This is a genomic window from Acinetobacter sp. LT1 (genome assembly GCF_059800965.1).
Genome location: NZ_JBBAXE010000002.1, coordinates 171,659 through 187,986, shown reverse-complemented (window position 1 = coordinate 187,986; position 16,328 = coordinate 171,659). Strand labels below are relative to the sequence as shown.

The following is a 16,328-nucleotide window of genomic DNA, read 5'->3' as shown; positions in this document are numbered from 1 at the left end:
TTACCTAGAACTTAGTGAGCGCTTTCACGCCATTGCTGACTTCTTGCCATAATTTTCCTGGTAAATAACCAGTGAATGAGTTTTACAACACATGAGGTGGTTAAAATTAGAATGCTCATGGCAACAGCAGCAACCGTGTCTCCCGCATCATCCATATTTAAAACGGCTACCGCCGCTAAACTAGTGTCTGGTGAATAGAGGAAAATGGCAGCCGACACAGTGGTCATGGCATTCACAAAAACATAGACCGACACATCACATAGCGCTGGAAAACACATGGGCAAATATACTTTCCAAAAGGTTTTCCACTTTGATGTTCCTAAAGTTTCTGCTGCCTGATCGAGCTGTAACGGAATCTGTTTAATGGCATTGGTTAAAGTCAGGTGTGGCACGGTGTAATAATGCACGATGGTTGAAATCACCAAAATGGTCATAGTTCCATACAGCACATTTAACGGATTACTTTGCTGGTTAAAAAACAAAATATAAGCAATACCTAGCACCAACCCCGGCACAGCAAGGGGTAATAAAACTAAAGCCTGTACATAATTTTTAATGAGTGGATGTGCCTTAAAACGTTCGGTTAATAACGCCACCATAAAAATCAGTGCTGTTCCAAAAACCGTACTAAAGAGTGCCATACGAACCGAGTTGAAGTATGCTGCCCAACCGCCACCATCGACATATTCAAAACTGTAATGTGCTAAGGTCAAAGACAAATCATAAGGCCAAGACTGAATGAATGAAGCCAGCACTGCCGTAAAGATAATCAGTAAAATCGCACCTGAAACTAAACCACAAAATAAGCCCAGAACGACTTCAAGTTTTTTATTCGATGTTGAAACATAAGGTTTAGCCTGAAAAGCTTGAAACCGTGCATGGCGTTTGCTTTGAATACGATCGAAAATGAATACAAACACTGCTGGTAGCAATAACAAGATGGAAATTACCGCACCCATGCTCATATTTTGCTGACCAATAATCTGTTTATAGACATCAAGCGCCATCATGTTAAATGAACCGCCAATGACTTTCGGAATCCCAAAATCGGTCAGCACATAAATAAAAGCCACTAGACTTGCGCTGATGAGTCCATAGCGAATTGCAGGTAGCGTGACGTGGTAATGCGTCTTCCAGATATTTTTGCCGAGCGACAAAGATGCCTCTATTAAACGCTGATCGACACTGCGAAAAGACGCCATCATCAACATCAAAATTGCTGGAAATAGCCAAAAGCAATAACTGATTAAAATACCGATTGGACCATAAATTTGTATATCGCCCAGTAAAGGTTTAAACACACCTTGCTTACCAAACAAATAAACCAATGCCAAAGAAGGCAAAAGTGATGGCGCTAAAATGGGTAAAAAAGCGACCAGTTTAAAGAAGCCTTTGCCTTTTATATTTACATTGGTGAGTGCAAAAGCATAAATACTGGCAAGAAATACTGTAATGACAGTAGCAGCACAAGCAACCCACACCGAGTTAAATATAGAGCTGAGTAAAGCTGGACTGCCAAAATAATGATAAAAATTTTCAAGGCCAACAAAATTTTGATTTTCATCAAAAAATGCGGTTTCAAACAACATCATTAAAGGAGCAATAATCGCTAAAGTCAAAGCGATTGCGACGGCAGCTAAAGCAATATTTGATCTTAATGAATATTCAGTTTTTCGACGCGGCTGTGTTTTTAAAACCGCTGAAGCAGCTTCATTTAACATAGTGCGTACCCTTGTTCGTCAAAGACATGAATGAGCTGATTAGGCACTTTTATAAACATGAGTTCTTGCAAAGATTTGAACTTGGTATTTTCAACTTCAATTTGCAAAAGGTGCTTTGCCTGCTCAATTCCATCAATATGAATAGTGCAAAATAAACGACACTTGGCACCTAAAAATTCAGTGCTTAATACTTTAACTGGCAAATACAACGACTCATTATCACTACCAAAATCATCAACTAACTCGACTGCTTCGGGTCTAAAACCAATGCTGTAGTTTTGCCCAGCTTTAAGTTTTTGCTGTTCCAAATTTAGAGCAATAAAACCTAAAACCTCGAGCTGATTAACTACCGAACAAGTGGCTGCCAAAAAGTTCATGGTGCCAATAAACTTGGCAATGAATTGGGTTTGTGGCTTGTAATAAATATTGTGCGGCGTATCAATTTGCTCAATGACGCCATGATTCATGACAACCACACGGTCAGAAATGCTTAATGCTTCTTCTTGATCATGTGTGACCATAATGGTTGGCAAATTAAGCTGCGATTGAATCGAACGGATCTTTTGTCTTAGGTTTAGACGTACCTGAGCATCGAGTGCAGACAAGGGTTCATCCAGCAGTAAAATATCTGGATTCGGTGCAATTGCACGAGCAAGCGCAACACGTTGCTGCTGACCGCCCGACAATTGGTTTGGATATTTTTTAGCAATATCGGGTAGTTCAATTAGTTCCAATAACTGTTGAACCCGTTGGCTACGCTGTACCTTATCCCACTTTCTTTTATCTAAGCCGAAAGCAATATTTTCTTCAACGTTTAAGTTTGGAAATAACGCATAGTTCTGAAACACAATTCCACAGTGACGCTTTTCAGCACTCAACAACGTAATGTCTGCGCCCTTTTTTATAACCTTTCCATAATCAGGTTTTTCTAGACCCGCAATTATGCGTAGCAATGTGGTTTTACCGCATCCAGAAGGTCCCAAAAAGCTCACGAACTCGCCAGCTTTCAGGTCTAAATTAATATGCGTTAGGGCCTGAAAGTGTTGGAACTTTTTTTGTATATCCACCACTTCTAAAACCGACGGACCATGTTCAGGATATTTATAGGTCGTTAATGACGACAGTAAATGCCCTGCTAACTCACCCTTCTGGTTTTGACCTAGCAGCGATGATTGCAATGACGAAGGAATTTGCATAATGAGGCCCTTATCCAAAAGATCACTTTTCAAAACGTTTTGACCATTCAGCCAAAATACGTTCACGCTGCTCGGCCGCCCAATAAAAATCATTTTTCACAAGCATTTGAGAAAGATTTTTCGGGAAGTCCATAGTGGTATTTTCAATGCCTTTATAGGCCACCATTGAAAAGTTATGGGCATAGGCTTCATTTGCTGCTTTGCTTACCGACCAATTTATAAATTTCTGTGCACTGCTTAATTTTTTGGTTCCTTTCACAATTGCTGAAGCTTCCATTTCCCAGCCTAAACCTTCTTTTGGATAAACCACTTCTAAAGGCGCGCCCTCTGCTTTTAATTTAAAGGCTGGATAGCCGAAAGAAACACCAATTGGGATTTCGCCCTGTGCTGCCATCTTGCAAGGTTTTGAACCCGAATGAGGATATTGTGAAATGTTTTTATCTAAAGCCTGTATATAGTCCCATGCCTGCTTTTCGCCCCAAATTTGCATCCAAGCCGTGACATCTAAATAGCCTGTGCCACTCGAAGCCGGATTTGGCATCACAATCAGGTTTTTATAAATGGGGTTGGTTAAATCTTTCCAAGTTTTTGGAATTGGTAACTTACGCTTTTCTATTTCGACTTTATTTACACAGATTGCAGATTCCCATGCATCCATACCTGTCCACGTTGGTACAGGTTTTTGACTTACAAATTCTGGTTTTAAATTTTGGACGCCTTCAGGTTTAAAAGCCTCAAGCATGTCTTTTTTTTCCATGACCAACAAACTGGTTAAAGCCACACCAAAAACTACATCCGCTTGTGGGTTTTTCTGCTCTGCCAAAAGTTTAGCGGTAATCACACCTGTTGAATCACGTACCCATTTTACTTTTAGCTCTGGATAGGCTTTATGTAATTCTTCTTGGTATTGCTTAAGCTGATCGGCTTCCACTGCCGTATAGACTGTAATTTCTTCTGATTGTTTTGATGTTGCTGATGAACATCCCATTTGAATAGCGACCACTACACCTAAAACTGATGCAGTGCCGAGTTTAATTGTTTGTTGAACATACTGTTTCATCTGCAAACCATCGAATGCAATTATTTGATGATCGTATTTCAACAGCTTTATATGACAGTTTAATTAATCTGGTTTAAACCAGATTGTATTTTTATGCTCGCGCTTCAAAATGCAAATCTAAAACATCATGTAGCCAATATTCTTGGTCGACATCAGTAATCACGCCTTGTTCATTTCTATTACTACGACGAATATATAAACCCAGTGCGCCCACATTGACATGCAGTGCTTTGGCCTGCTGTTCCGATAAAGCGGTTGGATACAGATTAATGTCGGCTCTAGTGATATGGCAGTCATATTGATTTGCCATCAGTAAAGTAATCGATTGCTTAAGATCATGAGTTAAAAACTCAGGGAAAAACTCGGCATTCACCCGTAAATGCTCAACCAAAACAGGTCGTCCATTAATACAACGACGTCGCCAAACTGAATAAATCGGATGCCCTTTTTCAACTTTTAAATGCTTGGCATCCCAAGAAGTAGCCTGAGTCAGCTCACTCGAAATCACTTCTGTCGAAGGTTCATAGCCTTGTTCAATCACAAACTGATTAAAGTTTTTGGTAGATTGCGGGTGATAAATAATACGAGGAGAACGGACATACCAACCACGGCGATCTAAGCGATAAATCAAACCATCAGTTTCCAAAGCCAACAAAGCTTCACGTGCAGCAACACGAGTGGTTTGGAATTGTTCAGAAAGCACCCTTTCCGAAGGGAGTTTTGCGTGGGCTTTTAATACGCCAGATTCAATATCGTGGGCAATTGCATCGCGGATAGGAATATATTTAGGTATGCGAGCTTGGTCCTGTTCCATACAAACTTAGAATTTATAAATAAAGAAATTAATAGCAATATACTGAAAAAATATGACAAAAGCTTTTATTAATGCTGATCTTTTAAGCAAAACGCGTCCTATTCCACGCTTTTTCCAATTCATTTTTTCATAAAAAAAATCGAGTGTTCACGCCTACAATAGCTTCTGAAAATTTTCCTTAGCTCATTTGTTCATCAAGAAAAATCGGCATCGCATAGCCATTACATCATATTTAGTTAGACACTTTTTAAGATAAAAATTCATATTTCTATACGGACTCTTACACAGGAATTGAAGGTTTGCACTAAAAATCAATATCAGCCCTCCTATATTACATCCTTGTAGAATTAGAATAATATGATCAAGAAAAAGCCAAACCATCCTAAGCAATAAAAAATACACTCATCATCTTATATTTATAAAGTCTTAATATAAAATTATTCATTTAATAAAAACTAAAATATTAAGAAAATTCCTTAACTTCAAAAAAAACATAAAATTTTAATTTAACCAAAATATTAAACAATAAATTGAATTAAAAAAAGAATATAAGACACACCAGCTCATTTATTACACAAAACCAAAACCAAACACCTACGGCTAAATACCATCCAATTATTCATTCAATCTAATTAATATTTTATTTATAAAATTTAAATTAACTTATTAAAAACTATTAAACATGACATTAGATGCTTAAAAATTGACATGACATAATCCAAAATGTTAAAACAACTTTAACAAATAATAAATAAGCTTATGAAAAATATAGTAATTTTAATTTTTTATATTCTATTGAATAAAATTACGGCTATTTATTTCACCATTTTTTATATTTTACCAACTGATAAAAAATACAATCAAATGTATTTAAAAAATAAAAAAATCTTATGTAATAATAAAGTTAATTATTTACCAAATGTTATATTTTAAAAAATTTTATTAAAAACAGCACCAATAAATAGATTAAAAAAATAACATTCAAAAAATTATAATAATTTTTCTTCTTGTTTTTTTATGAATGTATATTTAGATTTAATTAAGATTAATTGAAATTAGATTTGCATTTTTTCAATTCAGTTTAAGCAAAATTAAACTTTACTTAATAGCGACTATAATATTTTAAGGAGAAAGTATTATTAAGACCAAATCGTGTGACATTTTAAATCAATTATATTTCAGTACTTAACCATAAAAATCCACCCAGCATTAAATTATATTTAGCCAGGAAAGATTAAAAACTCATGAAACTTAAAACAAAATTTTCTCATCTCGCTTATAGCTGTGCATTAATATTATTCGGTTCGGTGCAATTTGCTCATGCAGCGCCTTTACTTACTCCCCATGTTACAAATGAAGTAAGCCCTGCACCTACAGCAAATGCATGGATAGAAATTGATACTCAAGCTTTTGAAGATAATATTAAAAGGACAAATCAGTTACTTAATGGCAAAACACAACTTTGTATAGTCATGAAAGCTAACGCATACGGCCATAGTATTGACCTACTTATGCCAAGTGTTATGAAGTTAAACGTATCTTGTATTGGCATTACCAGTAATGCTGAAGCGGCTATGGTGCGCAAGCATGGCTATAAAGGCAAAATTACACGTTTACGTACCGCCACAGATAGTGAAATTATCAACGCACAGGCTTTAAATATTGAAGAGCTTTTAGGTAATTATGACCAAGCTGCTCGTATGTCTAAATGGGCAGAAGCGAACAATACAACTGTTCATTACAGCTTGGCTTTGAATTCAGGTGGTATGGATCGTAATGGTCTTGAAATGGCTACGGCTCTAGGCAAAGAACAAGCTGTGGCGATCACCAAACTTCCCCATCTTAAAATTGACGGCATTATGACCCACTATGCTGTAGAAGATGAAAAATTTGTTCGTGAGCGTCTGGCGCAATTTAATGAACAAACCGCATGGTTGATTAAAAAAGCCAAACTGAATCGTAAAGAATTAACATTACATACCGCTAATTCATTTGCTACCGTAAACGTTCCTGAATCACATTTAGATATGGTTCGTGCGGGTGCAATTATATATGGGGATTTTCCTAATCACCCTGAATTTAAAGGTATGATGGCATTTAAAACACAAATTGCTGCAGTGAATAATTACCTTAAAGATTCAACTGTAGGTTATGACCAAACCTATACGTTGAAACGTGACTCTAGACTTGCAAACCTCCCTGTAGGTTATTCGGATGGCTACCGTCGTAGTTTTAGTAATAAAGCTTTTGTATTAATAAATGGACAAAAGGCGCCAGTGGTGGGTCGAGTATCAATGAATACTGTGATGGTTGATGTAACAGATATTCCAGAGGCCAAAGCAGGTGATGAAGTTGTATTATTTGGTCATCAAGGCAATGCAGAAGTTAAAACGAGTGATTTAACCAGCCTTACAGGCCATATTTTGACAGAAGCCTATATCCCGTGGAGTAACTCTAATCCACAAGTGATTAAACCCCTTCAATCTCAGCAACAAGTGATATTAACCAATAATAAAGTTACGGCAAAGGCAAACTAAAATTTAGGTGAATTGATAGGTAGCCCTGTATTTTGAATAGTATTGGGGCTACTTTTAGCTGAATCACATCTTTTAAGCGATTTTATTCCATCCAGTTTTTTACATAAAAAAGAGCATTTGCATGCCCTTTTTATTTTTAACTAACCTTTAACTTGCGTGCTTAAAACTATCAATTTGCTTAATCTCATAAGGCAAACCTACATAGTTTTCGGCCAATGTGGTTTTACCTGCAATCGAGCCAAGCACATAACTTAACTCGGCTTGTTTAATCTTGTGATCAAACTCACTTTCAGTTTCAAAACGATGCAATAAATGAGTCATCCACCAAGAAAAACGCTCCGCCTTCCATACACGTTGTAGGCATTTTTCAGAGTATTCATTTATACCTTGCTCGGAACCTTCGACATAATATTCAACAAGCGCACTTGATAAATAAGCAATATCTGATGCTGCTAGGTTTAGGCCTTTTGCTCCTGTCGGTGGAACAATATGCGCAGCATCACCTGCTAAAAATAGTTTTCCAAAACGCATTGGTTCGGTCACAAAGCTGCGCAACGGCGCGATACTTTTTTCGATAGAAGGCCCCGTCACTAGCTTTTCGCGGCTTTCAGAGTCTAGGCGGTTTTTTAACTCATCCCAGAACTTTTCATCCGACCAATCTTCGACGTGATCTGTTAAAGGGACTTGTAAATAATAACGGCTACGTGTTTCTGAGCGCATACTACATAAAGCAAATCCACGCTCTGACTGTACATAAATGAGTTCATCGGCTACAGGTGGAACGTCTGCCAACACTCCTAACCATCCAAACGGATAAACTTTTTCAAAGGTTTTAATTTTATCTTCTGGCACGCTGGCACGGCAGACACCATGGTAGCCATCACAACCAGCAATAAAGTCACACTGAATTTGAAAGGCTTTACCTTGGTATTCAAACTCAACTTTTGGTGCAGTGTAAAAATCTTTTACTTGTACATTTTGAGCTTCATAAAATGAAGTGAGCTGCTCTGCTTCACGCGCAGTCATTAAATCTTTAGTCACTTCGGTCTGACCATATACGGTCACTTGTTTACCACCCGTGAGTGCTGCCAAATCAACTCGATGCAATTCACCGTTGGTTAAGATTTCGATGCCCGAATGCGGTAATCCTTTGTCTTTTAAGTTTTGGTCAACGCCTGCTTGTTTCAATAAGTCGACCGAAACTTGCTCTAAAATTCCTGCACGAATCCGTGAAGCCACATATTCAGCACTACGTTGCTCAACAATAATATGATCAATTCCAGCTTTATATAGAAGTTGCCCAAGCAATAACCCTGCTGGTCCAGATCCAATAATTGCAACCTGTGTCTTTAAAATATCCATAACTTCTTCCTTGTTTCATCCTGACTTTTAAATTACTGGCTTTAAGTTTTGTGCACTATGTATCCAAGACGAAAATAACCGTTTATCATTTAGTTTGTCCGAATAGCGGACAGAAACAACCAAAATAACAGGAATGAAAGGATGCCTTCTCTCGATGCTTTTTTAGAGCACCCAAACTCGCATGAGAAAATTCGTCAAGAAGACTACATTGCAGGCTTAGCAAAAGGCTTAGCTTTACTCGAAGCTTTTGGAACAGATCGCCAGCGGCTTAATGTCACTCAAGTAGCCGAGCGAACCGGTATTAGTCGTACAGCGGCAAGGCGTTATCTTAAAACCTTAAAATACTTAGGTTATTTAGAAACCGATGAACATTATTTTTGGCTCACGCATCGCGTGCTGCGCTTTTCAAGTTCTTATTTAAGCTCTGCCCACCTGCCTAAAGTTGCTCAATCATTTTTAAATCTTTTGTGCGCGCAGACATCTCTGACTTTTTCGATTGTGGTGTTAGACGATAACGAAGTCGTGCCAATTGCCCGTAGCTATTTACCACAGCAAGATAATTTGCGCGTTAGTCCTTATGGGATGCACTTAGGAAACCGACTGCCTGCCCATGCCACGTCTACAGGTAAAGTATTGCTGGCAGCACTGCCCAAAGAAGCCCAACATACGTGGGTAAAAAATTACGGTTTAAAACGCTTAACGCCTTTTACCATAGTAGATGAGTCAAAGTTTTTTGAAGTGCTTAAGGGTATTTCGTTATCGGATTATTGTCTTTCCAAAGAAGAACATGAGCTTGGTGTGATTGCGATTGCAGTGCCCGTATTTAACGCACAAGGTCAAGCCATAGCAGCGCTTAACTGCATGTCTCAAACCAACCGAGTACAAGAAGATTATTTGGTCCAGCAAATTTTGCCATTACTGCGTAACACGGCAAATGAACTTAGAAATGTGATTTAAATAGACTTAGAAACTCTTGTCATCAATTAGAGGTACAAGAGTTTCAGCTCATGATCTTAAATGGCGAATTTTTTAACTTGCTGGTTTGCCAGATCTAATGCATTGCTGCGATAGGCCTGCATATCTAGACCTTCGGCATAGATAAAATCGACATCATGAATGCCCATTAGACCTAACACTGCTTTGAGATAAGGCGTGACTGCCTCAGTTTCTTGACCAACATGAATACCGCCCCGACTACTTACTACCACAGCTTTTACCCCTTCAACCAAACCTTGGGGATAAGTTTCGGTGTAGCGGAATGTTTGTCTTGCTCGTGCCACCAAGTCAAACCAATTTTTGAGTTGAGTCGGAACATTTAAGTTGTACATGGGTGCGCCAATAATTAGTAAATTAGCACTTTTTAATTCAGCAATTAATTCATCAGACAAAGCAACAATCTGCTGAATGTCTTGATTTACATTTTCAGCCCCACGAAGCGCCTGAAAGATTTCTAAATCTAATACAGGCAGGTTCATTTCAGCTAAATTGCGTATGGTGATGTCATCTTGCAAACCTTGGTCTTTACGGTGTTCAAGCATGACATCAATTAGGCGATTGGTTTGTGAACCCTCACCCATAATGCTGGATTTTAATACCAATATTTTAGCCATGACCGTCTCCACTTTTTTGATAAAGCCATATTAACTCCACAATAAATTCAACAGTGGTGATATTATTTCTTATCATTGGTTCCTTTTAGGCAACAATCATGCAACATGAGCTAAGTGCAATATCTATATTTGTGACTGTGGTTGAAGCTGGAAGTTTTGTAAAAGCTGCCGAGCAATTGCATTTAACTCGCTCAGCCATAAGTAAAAATATTGCTCGGCTTGAAGAACAGCTTGGCGTTGCTTTATTTAAAAGAACAACACGTTCACTCAGCATGACTGACGAAGGTGCTTTGTTTTATGAGCATAGCCGCCGAGCGTTAAGTGAAATACAAAATGCGGCGGCGTTATTAGACCAAGGCAAAATTAATGCAACAGGCCGATTAAGAATGTCTGTGCCAGTGCTGTTCGGGCAACTCTTTGCTACCCCGCTCATGGTTAAATTTGCTCAGCAACATGCGGACTTACAGCTAGAAGTTTCATTTAATGACCGCAATGTAGACTTGGTCGAAGAAGGTTTTGATTTATGCATCCGCATCGGAGCGTTACCTGACACCACTCAGCTCGTTGCCAAACCTATTGGTGAACATCGAATGCTACTTTGTGCCTCACCTGACTATTTGAATAAAGCAGGTCCATTAGAAAATATTGAAGACTTAGACCATCACGCCACGATTGCCGATCCGCATTTTGGTCAAATGCAAAAATGGCGACTTCAAAAGGAAAATACAGAGCCTTTATTTATAAAACCCAAAGCAAAACTTCTTTTAAATGACTTACAAGCTATTAAAAATGCAGCGCTTGCTGGAGCTGGTATCGCTTGGCTACCCGACTGGCTCATTCAAAATGAATTACAGGACGGTAAGCTCGTACAAGTGTTAGAAACCATGTCGAGCATTGCTTTTCCGATTCATTTGGTATGGCCTACGCTGCCTTTTATGCCACTAAAAACCCGCCTTGCAATTGATTATTTGGCGCAGCATTTACCCCCTGAGCTGAACAAACAAGCTTAAAATAGATAAAGCCTTGTCCACTGGAACAAGGGTTTTTTAATACCCAAAGCCAACGTTTATTGCTTATATTCAAATGCATTGACCGTCTTATTCGCATTAAGGAAACAATCCAACATCTTTTCCCGATCGATTGCCTCATCTGAACTTAAAAGCTGAATAATTGTGCCCTCCACCATATATAAAAATAGTTTGGCGTCTTGAAAAGTCGCATCGGTTTTTAGTTTTATCAGCTGGCTATAGATTTCATTTAGCAGCCATGTGCGATATCTCACTGCGGTGATATAGGCTTTTGGATAGGTCAGTTTCGTTTCGAACATGGCTTTAAATAATAGGTAGTACATTCCCTCTACATCGGTATGTAAGAAATAAAGCTGTTTGAGTTTTTCCCGCACGTTTATGCCTTGGTCGTACTCAACAATTGAGACCACTTTTTCTTTTAAACGTTCTTTTTGTACGATCAAACAGATTTCAATAAACCGCTCTTTTGAATGAAAAAAGTTATAAAAAGTTGCTTTGGTAATTTCGCATTCTTTCACAATTCGATCTACCCCAACGGTATGAAAGCCACGATGGTGAAATAAATCAATCGACTTGTTGATGACTTGAATGGCACGGGAAGAAAGCACTAACTTTGGCATAGTTTTACCGTTATAAATTCTTGTTGTTTCTAAATGAGATACTTTTTTTGGGAGAAAAAAAGGCACAGCAAAGCCCGTAAGACTGTGCTTGGCACATCTCAAGTTTTGTTGTTGCTAAGTTTTAAGTAAAAATGACTTAAAGCCTGAAAACCTTAGAGTGTTCAAGCTGCTTTAATTTTTAAGCTGTGTCGTTATAGCTTTTGGCATTGAGAACCAAGAAATAATGGATGTGCAAAGCCAACTCCTTTTTATTGGGAGTTCTGCCGACATTAAAATTATGGTGGCAGAACGAGAAAGGGTTCGCGGACTGGTACAACAACCAGCACACCCGAAGGTGTCCCTCTCCCGTCCTACCGCTACGGGAGGAGACGAGGAGATGCTCACACAAAATTATCCCTCAGAAAGGAATAATTCTGATGCTGTTGTAATCGGTCCGCGACGACCGTCTGGCAATGTAGGCCAGCAGGCAAAGAATAGTGCCCAACCCTTTTGCAGTCAAGCACGCAAAATGCCATTTGTTTTAAATTAAATCATTAGAAAAGTAAGGCTAAATAATGAGGGAGTTATTGTTAAGTGGAGGTTGTAGAGAGAGAATTTTTAGGCTTATTGCGGTGCTAATTTTAAATGTAAGTGGGAAATTAGAGATTCGTTAACACTTTATTCGTTTTAAATTTTGGTGCTTCTCTAATCTTTTTTCAATAATACAAATTTATTATTAATAAATTCTATCAAAAAAACAACCATATACTTATAAAAAATCATTATATGTATATGGTTATATCAGCAACTATATTTTATTCCTTATACCAATTTTCTGGAATTAAAGCATTACCGCCTCTAAAAGGATCCAACAAATGAATATTATTCAAACCTTTAAACATAATAGATGGTACATGTTCAAACATTAATATTTGAAATTCATGCTTATAATTAATATTCACAGTATCAATAAAATTATTTAACAGCTGAAAAGCAATTTTTATTTTCTCTTGATCACTATACTTTACATCTTTTGATGCACCATCATCACCCCAATAAGGTCTACTTGGTTGATCTATTATTAAAAAAGAAGGTACAAATTTAGATCCTTTATTAATTGCTACTTCATGCAAAGATAAAAAATGAATTAAATGTAAAAACATATGATTTGAACTACTACCAATATTTTCAATTAGGGTAGACTTCGGCTTTCTTAGTTGAATCTTCTTATCTTTATAATTAAAGCTTGCATACCAATTTGCATAATTATCTAGTGCACCATTTACCTGTTGCATTAATTCAGTAGCAACCTCATCAATCAAACCAATGGTAGCTACTCTTTCATCTTCAACATTTTTAACATTAATTGAATTATATTCATTTTCAATATCATTGATTTCAGGCAAATTATTAGATAACTTATTACTTTCTAGCTGCGTATAAATACTAAGTTTGCCTTTTGCCTCACCAATAAATTCCCATTTATTTTGCAACTCCAAAAATGATTGAGGAGCCTCAGGTAGTACTTGGAGCTCATACATTAACTTTTCTTTCTCAACTTTAAGTCGAATTATCTCAGAATTTATCTGACTTTCTACCGGCTGTTTAGCTTGAATTTCTTTTTTAATATTCGAAAGATCTAATTTTAGAGCACTAATTAATTCATCAAAAACTTCAGATTTAACCACTTCATTTGATCTTTTTACTAAAGCTTCAATCGGCTTTAAACTATCTCTAGAGTTTTTTAAAATTTTCTTATAATTTGAATAATCATCATTAAATTGAGAACATTCTTTTAACTGCTTATTGATAATAAATAATCTTGAATTGATTTCTTCACGTCTTTTTGTTGAAAAATCATAATCAGGAATAGTTTTAGTATTCTCTAATAAACTATATAAATCGATCGGTAATATATTAGTATCAACTTGGGAAATAAGGCCATAAGCAACAGCTTTTGAAGCTATATTTCTAACTTCAAAATCGAAAGAATTTCTACCCTCATTTAAAAGTTTTTCTCTTTTTTCCCATTTAAGAATATCTTTAAGTAAAGAATCTTTTTTCTCTTGGGCCAAAATATTATTTAAATCATCAATACCTAAAGCTAAATCAAAAACTCTTGGTAATGCTTCACGGTATCTTGGGATTTCTTGTTTATCAAAAAAATTTTTACTATTTATAATAATATCATCTGAAATCATATTAAAAAGGAAAAAATATCTAAAAGATACTTTACTACCAGCTCTTAAAGAACTTCCTCCAAAAGGTAATTTTACCCTCTCATCTAATCCAAACTCAGAAGCAATTATTCCTTTTAACACATCTTCTTTTATATTTGTTTTAATAATTTCCGGAATAACACCTAAAGATGAAAAATAATATTCATCTGAAACACCTCTTTCAGATGGACTTTTACGAGCTAGAAAATAATTTTTATTATTAATATAAAACTTAATACCATACCAGCTCACGTTATCATTAATAATATCATGAGGAATATTATGTTCACTAGCTAAAAAACAATAATCAAAAATCTTTAATAAAGTTGATTTGCCAGTTTGACTTCCCCCAGTTATCACATTAATTTTATTTCTCTTAAAATCTAATTTTCGAAGTTCATTTTTTCTTGACCATAGAACAATCGCATCTAATCCAAAATTCATAATTTTACTCTAAAGTTTAAATAAAGTTCTTCTTCAGATTCTTGTAGCAGCTCTGAAATTTTATTAGCTGCTTTTGAGATCTTAATTGCCCTCTCACCGAATTCTTTATCGATATCCAGAATATTTCTTAGCTCAATATTTTCATTGAATTCTAAGTAATTTAAATTTATTAAAATTTGAATAGAGTTCAACGTAAGTGGTAGAGTGCTAAAATAACGCCTATTAAAATTTGTTAATAATCGTGGATATGTTGAGACAAAGGAAGCTGATCCTTTAAAAGTTGTTCGTTTATGAGATAGTAATTGCAAGGTCGGTTGATGTATTACTAATGGTAAAATTAATAATGATTTGGAAATAGACAAACTTTTTACTTCGTTCATAACCGTAGCTAAAGCTACCGCCCCTATACCAATATTATTATAACCGTCCCCAAAAATTCGATAATTATTATCTTCGGATGTTTTCACTATTTGTTCCAATCTCTATGCCAACCTATTAAGTTTTCATTGGATAAATGATAAAGCTCACCGTTACTTAGCTCTGTATTAAGTTTATTGTTTGCTATCGTAAACTCTATAATACGAAGATTTCGCAATAATTCTCTTGCATTTTTTACAATATCCATGTCATGACAACTTTCACACCAATGTTCAAACTCATTTTCCCATTTATTCGTCACATCACTATGAAAATCATTAATTTCATCATAAATAATTTCTCCATTTTGCAACCATTCATCTAAAAACCTGATTATTTTTAATCTTTGACTAGTATATTTTATAGCTTTTTCCATATCATTTACTTTCATAGCTTGTATATTTATTAATTGCTTAATAAAGTTCTGTGAAAAAAGATCATCAGGTAACACTGGTTGAAAAGACTTACTTAACTGTAAAGGTGTTCGAGCTGTGCTAAAAATATTTCTATAACGTTTATAAAAATCATCAAAATTAATTTCTACTTTACCCCCATTTTTAATATTTATAAAATTATCAAATCTTATATTTGAGTCTAATCGCTCATAGACTTCCTGAATCCGACTTTCATCAATCATCTTATCTCTTATTGATTCTTTTATTAATATATCTAAATCATCTTGATCAAGCTCTAAATAAATTTTTTCCAAAAAATTAGCTTGTACTTCTTCATCTAATTCAAGTAAAAAATTTATATACTTTTTAATGTTATCATTATCTGTTTTTTCATATAAAACAACAATGTGAGCTCTAAGCTCATGAAAAGTACTTTCTTTCTTCTTATATTTTTCTATAATTTCCAAAAAATAATTTTTTTTACTTTCAGTTTTATTAGTTACTAAATGAAATTCAGTTCTAGATATAAAATCTATCTGTTGACTCTTTTCTGCTCGACCAGCTGTTTTATCTACAATTATATTTGCCCAATTATATAAAGTCTTCCATAAATCAACATCCAATTCCGCTAAGGAAACAGCGTTATCAGAAGCATTTTTTCTGACTGTATGTTTAAGTTGAATAAGTATTTGTTGATTATTTTTAAGTGTTGTATGAACATCATCCCTGACTTCAAGGCCCACAGATTGTCCTTTCTTCAGATTAAGTAACTTATATAAAAAATAGTAATACTGATACTGAAAGCCGATCTCTTTATTATCAGCATTTGTTTTATCAGTAAAAGTTTTTATATCATTCTTCATTTAGTAAACCCATTAATATGAATGGAAATTTTTCATAGAAAAATACAGATAATGTCAGCCATT

At 35.8% G+C, this 16,328-nt stretch carries 13 protein-coding genes; 3 read left to right on the top strand and 10 right to left on the bottom strand.

Translation table 11 applies throughout. From position 1 onward, the window contains the following. Positions 1-11: 11 nt before the first annotated feature. The 4 genes from WBW42_RS02615 to WBW42_RS02600 all read right to left on the bottom strand — a co-directional run bounded on the left by WBW42_RS02615 (position 12) and on the right by WBW42_RS02600 (position 4,791). The gene (locus WBW42_RS02615; protein ID WP_032056464.1) at positions 12-1,721 is read right to left on the bottom strand and encodes a putative 2-aminoethylphosphonate ABC transporter permease subunit; all 1,710 of its coding nucleotides are present in this window, start codon (positions 1,719-1,721) and stop codon (positions 12-14) included. Further along, entirely contained in the window at positions 1,715-2,917 is a 1,203-nt protein-coding gene (locus WBW42_RS02610; protein ID WP_032056465.1) for an ABC transporter ATP-binding protein, read from the bottom strand. The genes WBW42_RS02615 and WBW42_RS02610 overlap by 7 nt, the downstream gene beginning before the upstream one ends. Positions 2,918-2,939: 22 nt before the next feature. Beyond that, entirely contained in the window at positions 2,940-3,977 is a 1,038-nt protein-coding gene (locus tag WBW42_RS02605; protein WP_163114387.1) for a putative 2-aminoethylphosphonate ABC transporter substrate-binding protein, read from the bottom strand. Between the two features lie 91 nt (positions 3,978-4,068). Further along, a complete protein-coding gene (locus tag WBW42_RS02600) occupies positions 4,069-4,791 on the bottom strand; it encodes a UTRA domain-containing protein (RefSeq protein ID WP_032056467.1) in 723 nt (240 codons plus the stop codon). Positions 4,792-6,035: 1,244 nt separating this feature from the next. On the opposite strand from WBW42_RS02600, the gene alr reads away from it, so the two are divergent. After that, positions 6,036-7,328 carry an alanine racemase gene (gene alr / locus WBW42_RS02595; RefSeq protein WP_032056468.1) on the top strand — a complete coding sequence of 431 codons (1,293 nt, stop codon included), beginning with the start codon at positions 6,036-6,038 and terminating at the stop codon, positions 7,326-7,328. A 147-nt stretch (positions 7,329-7,475) separates the two neighbouring features. On the opposite strand, the gene pobA is transcribed toward alr, so the two are convergent. Next, positions 7,476-8,690: a 4-hydroxybenzoate 3-monooxygenase gene (pobA, locus tag WBW42_RS02590; RefSeq protein ID WP_032056469.1), complete on the bottom strand. Its 1,215-nt coding sequence runs from the start codon at positions 8,688-8,690 to the stop codon at positions 7,476-7,478. A 141-nt stretch (positions 8,691-8,831) separates the two neighbouring features. On the opposite strand from pobA, the gene pobR reads away from it, so the two are divergent. Continuing rightward, positions 8,832-9,647, top strand: a complete 816-nt coding sequence (gene pobR, locus WBW42_RS02585; protein WP_032056470.1) for an IclR family transcriptional regulator PobR — start codon at positions 8,832-8,834, stop codon at positions 9,645-9,647. A gap of 56 nt (positions 9,648-9,703) precedes the next feature. Here the strand turns inward: pobR and WBW42_RS02580 are convergent, their stop codons facing one another. Continuing rightward, entirely contained in the window at positions 9,704-10,300 is a 597-nt protein-coding gene (locus WBW42_RS02580; protein WP_032056471.1) for an NAD(P)H-dependent oxidoreductase, read from the bottom strand. Between the two features lie 98 nt (positions 10,301-10,398). Here WBW42_RS02580 and WBW42_RS02575 point away from each other — a divergent pair, with 98 nt between their 5' ends. After that, a complete protein-coding gene (locus tag WBW42_RS02575) occupies positions 10,399-11,310 on the top strand; it encodes a LysR family transcriptional regulator (protein ID WP_032056472.1) in 912 nt (303 codons plus the stop codon). Positions 11,311-11,366: 56 nt separating this feature from the next. Here the strand turns inward: WBW42_RS02575 and WBW42_RS02570 are convergent, their stop codons facing one another. The 4 genes from WBW42_RS02570 to WBW42_RS02555 form a co-directional block, all read right to left on the bottom strand. Beyond that, on the bottom strand, positions 11,367-11,948 hold the full coding sequence (locus WBW42_RS02570; RefSeq protein ID WP_032056473.1) for a TetR/AcrR family transcriptional regulator: 582 nt from the start codon (positions 11,946-11,948) through the stop codon (positions 11,367-11,369). Between the two features lie 794 nt (positions 11,949-12,742). Further along, positions 12,743-14,590, bottom strand: coding sequence for a DUF3732 domain-containing protein (locus tag WBW42_RS02565; RefSeq protein ID WP_032003357.1), 1,848 nt, complete (start codon positions 14,588-14,590; stop codon positions 12,743-12,745). Continuing rightward, the gene (locus WBW42_RS02560) at positions 14,587-15,057 is read right to left on the bottom strand and encodes a three component ABC system middle component (RefSeq protein ID WP_498478272.1); all 471 of its coding nucleotides are present in this window, start codon (positions 15,055-15,057) and stop codon (positions 14,587-14,589) included. Before WBW42_RS02560 ends, WBW42_RS02565 begins: the two co-directional genes overlap by 4 nt. Further along, positions 15,057-16,265 (bottom strand): ABC-three component system protein, encoded by a 1,209-nt coding sequence (locus WBW42_RS02555; RefSeq protein WP_032003356.1) that lies wholly within the window; start codon positions 16,263-16,265, stop codon positions 15,057-15,059. The genes WBW42_RS02560 and WBW42_RS02555 overlap by 1 nt, the downstream gene beginning before the upstream one ends. Positions 16,266-16,328 lie beyond the last annotated feature (63 nt).

Coding starts and splice junctions, on each gene's coding strand:
- alr (WP_032056468.1), top strand. CDS start 6,036: ATGAAACTTAAAACAAAATTTTCTCATCTCGCTTATAGCTGTGCATTA.
- WBW42_RS02565 (WP_032003357.1), bottom strand. CDS start 14,590: ATGAATTTTGGATTAGATGCGATTGTTCTATGGTCAAGAAAAAATGAA.
- WBW42_RS02555 (WP_032003356.1), bottom strand. CDS start 16,265: ATGAAGAATGATATAAAAACTTTTACTGATAAAACAAATGCTGATAAT.
- WBW42_RS02580 (WP_032056471.1), bottom strand. CDS start 10,300: ATGGCTAAAATATTGGTATTAAAATCCAGCATTATGGGTGAGGGTTCA.
- pobR (WP_032056470.1), top strand. CDS start 8,832: ATGCCTTCTCTCGATGCTTTTTTAGAGCACCCAAACTCGCATGAGAAA.
- WBW42_RS02570 (WP_032056473.1), bottom strand. CDS start 11,948: ATGCCAAAGTTAGTGCTTTCTTCCCGTGCCATTCAAGTCATCAACAAG.
- WBW42_RS02605 (WP_163114387.1), bottom strand. CDS start 3,977: ATGAAACAGTATGTTCAACAAACAATTAAACTCGGCACTGCATCAGTT.
- WBW42_RS02600 (WP_032056467.1), bottom strand. CDS start 4,791: ATGGAACAGGACCAAGCTCGCATACCTAAATATATTCCTATCCGCGAT.
- WBW42_RS02615 (WP_032056464.1), bottom strand. CDS start 1,721: ATGTTAAATGAAGCTGCTTCAGCGGTTTTAAAAACACAGCCGCGTCGA.
- WBW42_RS02575 (WP_032056472.1), top strand. CDS start 10,399: ATGCAACATGAGCTAAGTGCAATATCTATATTTGTGACTGTGGTTGAA.
- WBW42_RS02610 (WP_032056465.1), bottom strand. CDS start 2,917: ATGCAAATTCCTTCGTCATTGCAATCATCGCTGCTAGGTCAAAACCAG.
- pobA (WP_032056469.1), bottom strand. CDS start 8,690: ATGGATATTTTAAAGACACAGGTTGCAATTATTGGATCTGGACCAGCA.